Source organism: Streptomyces torulosus (assembly GCF_001419765.1).
Lineage (GTDB): Bacteria > Actinomycetota > Actinomycetes > Streptomycetales > Streptomycetaceae > Streptomyces > Streptomyces torulosus.
The window spans coordinates 21,638-28,822 of record NZ_LIRK01000077.1 but is presented as its reverse complement, the minus strand read 5'-3'; the positions used below and the strand labels follow the sequence as shown (position 1 = coordinate 28,822).

General features: G+C 72.4%; 7 protein-coding genes. 6 read left to right on the top strand and 1 reads right to left on the bottom strand.

Annotated features, from left to right (window positions below; translation table 11 throughout):
* Nucleotides 1–22 precede the first annotated feature (22 nt).
* Entirely contained in the window at nt 23–1,378 is a 1,356-nt protein-coding gene (locus tag AOK23_RS06775; protein WP_055711830.1) for a formimidoylglutamate deiminase, read from the top strand.
* Nucleotides 1,375–2,661, top strand: coding sequence for an imidazolonepropionase (gene hutI, locus AOK23_RS06770; RefSeq protein ID WP_055711829.1), 1,287 nt, complete (start codon nt 1,375–1,377; stop codon nt 2,659–2,661). Before AOK23_RS06775 ends, hutI begins: the two co-directional genes overlap by 4 nt.
* 96 nt (nt 2,662–2,757) lie before the next feature.
* On the opposite strand, the gene AOK23_RS06765 is transcribed toward hutI, so the two are convergent.
* Nucleotides 2,758–3,672 (bottom strand): RNA polymerase sigma factor SigF, encoded by a 915-nt coding sequence (locus AOK23_RS06765; protein ID WP_063791294.1) that lies wholly within the window; start codon nt 3,670–3,672, stop codon nt 2,758–2,760.
* 236 nt (nt 3,673–3,908) lie between these two features.
* On the opposite strand from AOK23_RS06765, the gene AOK23_RS06760 reads away from it, so the two are divergent.
* The 4 genes from AOK23_RS06760 to AOK23_RS06745 all read left to right on the top strand — a co-directional run bounded on the left by AOK23_RS06760 (nt 3,909) and on the right by AOK23_RS06745 (nt 7,176).
* Nucleotides 3,909–4,277 (top strand): STAS domain-containing protein, encoded by a 369-nt coding sequence (locus tag AOK23_RS06760; RefSeq protein ID WP_055540172.1) that lies wholly within the window; start codon nt 3,909–3,911, stop codon nt 4,275–4,277.
* A 317-nt stretch (nt 4,278–4,594) separates the two neighbouring features.
* Nucleotides 4,595–5,110: an ATP-binding protein gene (locus AOK23_RS06755; RefSeq protein WP_055516920.1), complete on the top strand. Its 516-nt coding sequence runs from the start codon at nt 4,595–4,597 to the stop codon at nt 5,108–5,110.
* Nucleotides 5,111–5,279: 169 nt separating this feature from the next.
* Nucleotides 5,280–6,011, top strand: coding sequence for a hypothetical protein (locus tag AOK23_RS06750; protein ID WP_055711828.1), 732 nt, complete (start codon nt 5,280–5,282; stop codon nt 6,009–6,011).
* A 13-nt stretch (nt 6,012–6,024) separates the two neighbouring features.
* Complete coding sequence (locus AOK23_RS06745; RefSeq protein WP_107102740.1) at nt 6,025–7,176, top strand: hypothetical protein; 1,152 nt, start codon at nt 6,025–6,027, stop codon at nt 7,174–7,176.
* Nucleotides 7,177–7,185 lie beyond the last annotated feature (9 nt).

Below are 7,185 nucleotides of genomic sequence, written 5' to 3'. Positions count from 1 at the left end.
TACTGGAAGGGCTGGCCCGCAGGTGACGGAGACGACCTACTGGCTCGAACACGCCTGGCTCGGCACCGACGTCGAGCCGGGCGTGACCCTGACCGTGGCCGGGCCGGGCAGCCCCCGGGCCGGCCGCATCACCGCCGTCCGCACCGGCACCCCCGCCCCGCCCCCCGGCGCCGAGCCCCTCCGGGGGCTCACCCTCCCCGGACTGGCCAACGCCCACAGCCACGCCTTCCACCGGGCCCTGCGCGCCACCGTCCAGGTCGGCTCGGGCACCTTCTGGACGTGGCGCGAGGTCATGTACCAGGTGGCGCACCGGCTGACGCCCGACAGCTACCACGCGCTCGCCCGGGCCGTGTACGCCGAGATGGCGCTCGCCGGCATCACCGCCGTCGGCGAGTTCCACTATGTGCACCACGCGCCCGGCGGCACCCCCTACGCCGACCCGAACGCCATGGGCGAGGCACTGATCGCGGCCGCCGTCGAGGCCGGCATCCGGATCACCCTCCTCGACACCGCCTATCTCTCCTCCGGGTTCGGCCAGGCACCCGACCGGCACCAGCTCCGCTTCTCCGACGGCACCGCGGACGCCTGGGCCGAACGCTGTTCTGTTCTCAAGGAACGGGATCACGCGCGGATCGGGGCGGCCATCCACTCCGTCCGGGCCGTGCCCGCCGGACAGCTGGCGACCGTGGCCCGCTGGGCCGAGGAGCGGCGGGCCCCGCTGCACGTCCACCTGTCGGAGCAGACGGCCGAGAACGACGCCTGCCGACAGGCGCACGGCCGCACCCCCTCCCAACTCCTCGCCGACCACGGGGTCCTGGGGCCCCGCACCACCGGCGTCCACAACACCCACCTCACCGACACCGACATCGCGCTCATCGGCGGCAGCGGCACCGGCACCTGCATGTGCCCCACCACCGAACGCGACCTCGCCGACGGCATCGGACCGGCCGTCGCCCTCCAACGGGCCGGCTCCCCGCTCTCCCTGGGCTCCGACAGCCACGCCGTCATCGACCTGTTCGAAGAGGCACGCGCGATGGAGCTGAACGAACGGCTGCGCAGCCGTACCCGCGGCCACTGGACGGCGGCGGCCCTCCTGCGGGCGGCCTCGGCCGACGGCCACGCGGCGATCGGCTGGGACGAGGCGGGCGCCCTGGAGCCCGGAGCGCTCGCCGACTTCACGACGATCGCGCTCGACTCCGTCAGGACGGCAGGCCCGCTTCCACGGCTGGGCGCGGAGACGGCTGTATTCGCCGCGTCGGCAGCAGACGTGTCGCACACGGTCGTGGGCGGTCGGCACGTCGTCCGGGACGGGGCGCACGCCCTCGTACCGGATGTGCCGAAGGCGCTCGCCGAGGCCGTCGCAGCCCTGCGCGGATGAGGCCCGCCCGCGCACCCGAAGCCGAGCCCGACCCCGACCCGACCGCCGACCAGGCCACCAAGGACGCCATGAGCAGCCCGACGACCGACAGCCCCGCCCACTCCGCGAGCACCGCCAGCACGCTCATCACCAACATCGCTGCCCTGGTCACCAACGACCCCTCTCTCGGCGACGGATCCCCTCTCGGCCTGATCCGGGACGCGGCACTCGTCATCGACGGTCAACGCGTCGCGTGGACCGGTGAACGAAGCAAAGCACCCGCCACTGACAATCGGGTCGACGCCGGTGGCCGGGCGGTGCTCCCGGGCTTCGTGGACTCCCACTCCCACCTCGTCTTCGCGGGCGACCGGACCGCCGAGTTCAACGCCCGGATGTCCGGCCGGGCCTACAGCGCGGGCGGCATCCGCACCACCGTCGCCGCCACCCGCGCCGCCACCGACGAGGAACTGGAGGCGAACCTCACCCGCTACCTGCGCGAGGCCCTCCGCCAGGGCACGACCACCTTCGAGACGAAGTCGGGCTACGGCCTGACCGTCGAGGACGAGGCGCGGGCCCTGCGTATCGCCGCCCGGCACACCGACGAGGTGACCTACCTCGGCGCGCACATCGTGTCCCCGGACCACGCCGAGGACCCCGCCGCGTACGTGGACCTCGTCACCGGCGAGATGCTCGACGCCTGCGCCCCGTACGCCCGTTGGATCGACGTCTTCTGCGAGAAGGGCGCCTTCGACGGCGACCAGGCCCGCGCGATCCTCACCGCCGGCAAGGCCAGAGGGCTGCACCCGCGCATCCACGCCAACCAGCTCTCCCACGGCCCCGGCGTGCAACTCGCCGTCGAACTGGACGCGGCGAGCGCCGACCACTGCACCCATCTGACCGACGCCGACGTGGACGCCCTCGCCCACAGCCGCACGGTCGCCACCCTGCTGCCCGGCGCCGAGTTCTCCACCCGCGCCGTGTGGCCGGACGCCCGCCGACTGCTCGACGCGGGCGTCACCGTCGCCCTGTCCACCGACTGCAACCCGGGCTCGTCCTTCACATCGTCGGTGCCCTTCTGCGTCGCGCTCGCCGTGCGGGACATGCGGATGACGCCGGACGAGGCGGTCTGGTCGGCCACGGCCGGGGGCGCGCGGGCGCTGCGCCGGGACGACATCGGCCGCCTCGCTCCGGGCGCGTACGCCGACCTGCTCCTGCTGGACGCGCCCAGCCATGTCCACCTCGCCTACCGGCCGGGCGTCCCCCTGGTCACGGGCGTGTGGCGCAGGGGCGTACGCGAGGTCTGAGCGGGCGGCCGGGGCCCGGACACAGTTCGGCCGGGTGCGGGAGGAACAAGGCTCCTGCCGCACCCGGCCGAAATGTTTCGTCGTGGCCGACGCGTGCTACTCGTCGAGGGTCAGTCCCTTGCGCAGGCGGACCAGCGTGCGGGACAGCAACCGGGACACGTGCATCTGCGAGATGCCCAGCTCGTCCCCGATCTCGGACTGCGTCATGTTGGCGACGAACCTGAGGGAAAGGATCTGTCGGTCGCGCGGTGCCAGCCCGGCGATCAGCGGCTTCAGGGACTCGACGTACTCGATGCCCTCCAGCCCGTGGTCCTCGTAGCCGATGCGGTCGGCCAGCGCGCCCTCGGAGTCGTCCTCCTCGGGCTGGGCGTCCAGCGACGAGGCCGTGTACGCGTTCGACGCGGCCATGCCCTCGACGACCTCGTCGTTCGTGAGACCCAGGCGCTCCGCCAACTCTCCCACTGTCGGAGCGCGATCGAGCTTCTGGGCGAGCTCGTCACCGGCCTTGGCCAGGTCGAGACGGAGCTCCTGGAGCCTGCGCGGGACCCGCACGGACCAGCTCGTGTCACGGAAGAAACGCTTGATCTCGCCGACGATCGTCGGCATCGCGAAGGTGGGGAACTCGACGCCTCGGCTCAGCTCGAAGCGGTCGATGGCCTTGATCAGGCCGATCGTCCCGACCTGGATGATGTCCTCCATGGGTTCGCTGCGCGAGCGGAACCGGGAGGCGGCGAACTTCACGAGCGCGAGGTTCAGCTCCACCAGGGTGTTGCGGACGTATGAATAGTCGTGCGTGCCTTCCTCGAGCGATTCGAGGCGCTCGAAGAGGGTCTTGGACAGGGCCCGTGCGTCCACCGGCCCCACCTCGTCGTACGGGGGGATCTCCGGAAGGTCCGCGAGCGAGTCGCCCGATGGGTGGGCGATGTCGTCGAGACCTTCTTCCAGAGAGGGTGTCGACGTCGCCCTCTGGGTATGCGATTCGTCGAGCCGGGGTGACATGATGTCCTCCATCGTTCTCGGCATATGGCCGCCGATGCCAATACGTGCACTGCGGTGTGCGGCGCCTCCGAAGCCGGCCGTGTTGATTGGTGTCACTACTAGGCCTACCCGGTTCCGGGACACCGTCGCAAGTGCCTACTGTGGCGAAATGTCCGTTTGCGGGTGATTGTTCGGGTGTCGGGGAGTGTGGAGAAGGCGTAGTGTTCGAGGGCGAGTCAGCAGCCACGACGGTCGGGAGAGATGACGGCATGGACCGTGGGACGGTCGGCAGCGCACAGTCGGGCCGGCTACGGGTCGAGGTGCGGGAAGAGGGCGCCAGCGCCGTCGTGACCCCGGCGGGTGAGCTCGATCACCACACCGCTGATCTGTTGCGCGAGCCGCTCGAAGGGTGCCTCGACAAGGGTTTCGCCCGCCTTGTGGTGGACTGCACACAACTGGAGTTCTGTGACTCCACCGGACTCAACGTCCTGCTGGGTGTCCGCCTCCGGGCGGAGGCCGCGGGCGGCGGGGTCCATCTGGCGGGGATGCTGCCGGCGGTCGCCCGGGTCTTCGAGATCACCGGCGCCGAGGCCGTCTTCACCGTCCACGACACCGTCGAGGCGGCCCTGTCCGCCTAGGGGATTCCCCCTGGGCGCGTCGGCGGACCGCCCCGCGGTCGGCCGCACCGCCCGCGGGGGCCCGCCCGCGTGTCACACAGTGACCGGTGGGTTACTGGCGTCACAGGTTTCGTGCCGAAAACGTGGGTGTTCTGACGGTTCGCTCGGGCAGGAGACATCCTGAACGGGTCGCAAGCCCCGGCCTACGGTTCGACGGCCACGACGGAAAGACGGATGGCACAACGGATGACAGCAGGAAAAAGCACGTGCGGCGGGCTCCGTTCCCGCACTCTTGAGTCCTGATACGTGAACTGGTGAATCGGTGAGGTGAAGCGCTGATGAGCACCACCCGGCCTGTCTCGCCGGGCGACCGCGGCCCGGAACCGGGTGTCGGCGGCGCTTCCGGGGCGCCCGGAGAGGACCGGCCCGCGGCGACGGCCGCCGGTCGCCGGTCCCGCCGGCTGAGCTTCGACGGCGAGAGCGGCGTGGTCCCGCTCGCCCGTGACTTCACCCGCCAGGCGCTGTACGAGTGGGGATGGCTGCCCGCCGCCACCGCCGACCAGCGGGCCGCGGCCGAGGACGTGTTGCTGGTGGTGTCCGAGCTGGTCACGAACGCCTGCCTGCACGCCGGGGGGCCCGCCGAGCTGTGGATCAGCTGCGACAACAAGGTGCTGCGCATCGAGGTCGCCGACCGGGGAGCCGGGAATCCGGCGCCGCGCACACCGCACCGGGCGGGACGGCCCGGAGGGCACGGCATGTTCATCGTGCAGCGACTGTGCCTCGACTGGGGGGTCGTGCGGACGCCGGGTGCCTCCGGCAAGACCGTGTGGGCGGAACTGGGCGCCCCGGCCTGAGCCCGGCGGCGGCTCCGCGCGCCCCGACCTGAGCCCGGCGGCGGCTCCGCGCGCCCCGTGGACCCGGTGCGCCGCCCCGGTGCATCGACACACATCCGACACTTGCGTGTGTCTTCCCTCCTCAAGACCCCCGGCGTACCTTGAGCGGCCGATCTGATGTTCCGTCAGAATGTGGGGTGCCGAGGTGTCGTACCGGACGTACCAGAAACGAACCGCCGCGCTCACGTCCCTCGTGGCCCTGGCCGGCTCGGCGGTTCTGATGGCCGCCCCGGTGGCCCATGCCGAGGTCGTGGACGTCACGTACAACTGCAAGACGCCGATCGGGGACAAGTCCGCGGTCTCGCCCATCGACATCAAGGGCGTGAAGCGGGGCGACGGTTACCGGATCACCATGTCGTGGCAGAAGGGCGTCTCGTCCAGCCCGGTCGAGTTGGGCAAGGGCGCGATGAGCCCGAGTGCCACGATCAAGCTGAGCGGCGCCGAGAGCGGGACGCTCACGGTCGCGGGGCCGGCCAACCAGGAGGCCATTCCGGCCAACACCCCCATCAAGATCAATGACCTGAGCGGGACGTACACCCCGAAGAAGACCGGCAAGGTCGACTTCACCGCCGGTGTACTCACCATCAAGGCCCTCGGGACGGTCACCACCTGCACCCCGGGCAACGATCCGGGGCCTTCGCTGACGCTGGACGTCACCGCGGCGGGCGGGGGCGGGTCCGGTGGCTCCGGCGGGTCGGCCTCCGGGGGGACGAACGGCGCCGGCGGGTCGGGCGGTGAACTGCCCCGGACCGGCCCCCTGGACTCGGCGGTCGCCCTCGGCACCCTCGGCGGCACGGTGCTGCTCGCGGGCGCCGCGGGGGCGCTGTGGCTGACGCGCAGGAATCAGACCGCGCGCCGCTGACGGGAGCGGTGACGTGAGGAGTGCGCGGATTCCCGCGGCGGCGGCGGTCGTGCTCGTGCTCGTGCTCGCGCTGGCGTTCGCGCTCGGCGCGCCGCTCGGCGGCGGGGCGGGCCCGGCCGTGGCGGCGGACGGGCCGGCCGTGACGCTGTCCAAGTCACAGGCGGGGACGGGCGGTTCCCTCACCGTCACCGGGACCGGCTGGCGGTCGAGGGCGCTGCTGATGATTCTGATCTGCGGTCGGTCGACGCCGTCGCGGGGTGTGCCGGGCGGTACCGACTCCTGCGCCAACGCCGACGGCCGGGCCGTGACGGCCGATTCCGAGGGCGACTTCACCCGGAGAGTGCCGGTGGCGGAGCCGCCGGTGCCGTGCCCGTGCGTGGTGCGCGTCGCCACCATCACCGGGAAGAAGGCGGAGGCCTTCGCGGCCTTCCAGGTCGCCGGGCACTCGGTCGAGCCGCTGCCCCCGGAGGCCACCGGCGGACGGCTCTCCGTGCTGACCGACACGGAGTTGAGGGGCACGAGCGGGCTGCTGACCTGGTTCGGGGCCCCGGCCACCCGCGAACTCGTCCTCACCGTCGGCAATGTGGGCGCCTCCCCGGTCGAGAACCCCGTCTTCCAGGTCGGCACCTCGCACGGGGTGTACGCGCCGCAGTGGGAGGACCACCAGTGGCGCGGCACCATCGAGCCCGGCCGCAGGGCGCGCGTCTCCCTGCCCGTGGAACTCGCCGCCGGGGCGCACGGCGACTACACCGTCTCCCTCACCTACGGCGGCAAGGTCCTCGCCGAACACCCCTGGGACGTGGGCCGACCCTGGGGCGTCACCCTCTTCTGGCTCCTGCTCTGCCTCGTCGTCCCGGCCGCGCTGTTCCGCGTCGGACTGGCGGTGGTGGACCGGTTCCGGCCGCGCCGCACGGCTTCCGGCCGACGGTCCCGCCGCCGGTCACCGCTCCCCGGACTCACCCGCCGGCTCCCCCGGTGGGGCGCCTCGACGGGCGCGCACGCCGAACCCCGCCCGTCGCCGTCCGGGGCCCGCACCATGTCTCGCACGACCCCGGCCCTGCCGTGGTTCACCCCGGACACCGATCCGGGGGCCACGGCGGCCGGGGCGCTCTCCGCACCGAGGGAAGACAGCCCCACGACTCCGACCAGAGAGGGAAGCGCGTGAGAGCGCAGC